This is a genomic window from Streptomyces sp. M2CJ-2 (genome assembly GCF_016757295.1).
Taxonomy (GTDB): domain Bacteria; phylum Actinomycetota; class Actinomycetes; order Streptomycetales; family Streptomycetaceae; genus Streptomyces.
The window spans coordinates 1-878 of sequence record NZ_JAESIF010000261.1 but is presented as its reverse complement, the minus strand read 5'-3'; the positions used below and the strand labels follow the sequence as shown (position 1 = coordinate 878).

2 protein-coding genes are annotated in these 878 nt (G+C 74.1%); both read left to right on the top strand.

Annotated elements, in window-relative coordinates; translation table 11 throughout:
• A partial coding sequence (locus JL475_RS39200; protein WP_202282956.1) for a MerR family transcriptional regulator occupies positions 1-316 on the top strand: 316 nt, incomplete at its 5' end.
• A gap of 201 nt (positions 317-517) precedes the next feature.
• On the top strand, positions 518-724 hold the full coding sequence (locus JL475_RS39195; protein WP_202282955.1) for a hypothetical protein: 207 nt from the start codon (positions 518-520) through the stop codon (positions 722-724).
• Positions 725-878: the final 154 nt, after the last annotated feature.

Below are 878 nucleotides of genomic sequence, written 5' to 3'. Positions count from 1 at the left end.
CCGTCTCGATGACGACGACTACCCCGCCTACACCATGGGCCGGGCCGCCGCGATGCTCGGCACCACCCCGGGCTTCCTGCGCGCCCTCGGCGAAGCCCGCCTGATCACCCCGCTGCGCTCCGAGGGCGGCCACCGCCGCTACTCCCGCTACCAGCTGCGCATCGCCGCCCGCGCCCGGGAACTCGTCGACCAGGGCACCGCCATCGAGGCCGCCTGCCGCATCGTCATCCTCGAAGACCAGCTCGAGGAAGCCCAGCGCCTCAACGCCGAATACCGCCGCGCCGCCGAATCGGCGAACCCGACGACCGCGGCCTGAAACGGCGGAGATCTGCAACCCCCAGGAGCTTCGCGGCTGCCGTCCGGAAAGGGGCCGTCGACGGTCCGGGCGCCGGCCCCGGCCGGGGCGACCTGTGCCGCCACGGCCTGGCCGTGGAGGACCTCATCGCGGGCCTGTGGGCGAGTGCTGTCACGGTGGGCCGGCCGCTGCGCGGCAACACGCCGGACGGAGGCTGGTGGGATGAGCCCCGGCCCTGACCGGCGCTATCACCTGACCCTGACCGCGGCAGGCCGCCCGGCGATGCACGGCTGGTGGGGCAGCGAGGCCACAGCCCGCGACAAGTTCGTCGTCTGGGTCGGCGTGTACGGTGCGCTGCCGGACGTCCAGGTCATCCTGGTCGATGCGGAGGCCGGAGCGGTGCTGAGGGTGTGGCCGGATGAGAGGTGATCCCGCCCGCCATTCGGCCGAAGAGCCCCGGTGCGCGACCGCGACGCGTGCAGGAGAAGGGCGCCGCGCCTGTGCCGGTATGACCAGTGCGCCCACACGGGCGGCGCACCGGGGAAACAGCCGATCGCGCCCCGTCGGGGGCCGCTGTCCACGG

What these genes read in the sequence shown, in the direction of transcription:
- JL475_RS39195 (WP_202282955.1), top strand. Translation starts at nt 518, where the DNA reads ATGAGCCCCGGCCCTGACCGGCGCTATCACCTGACCCTGACCGCGGCA.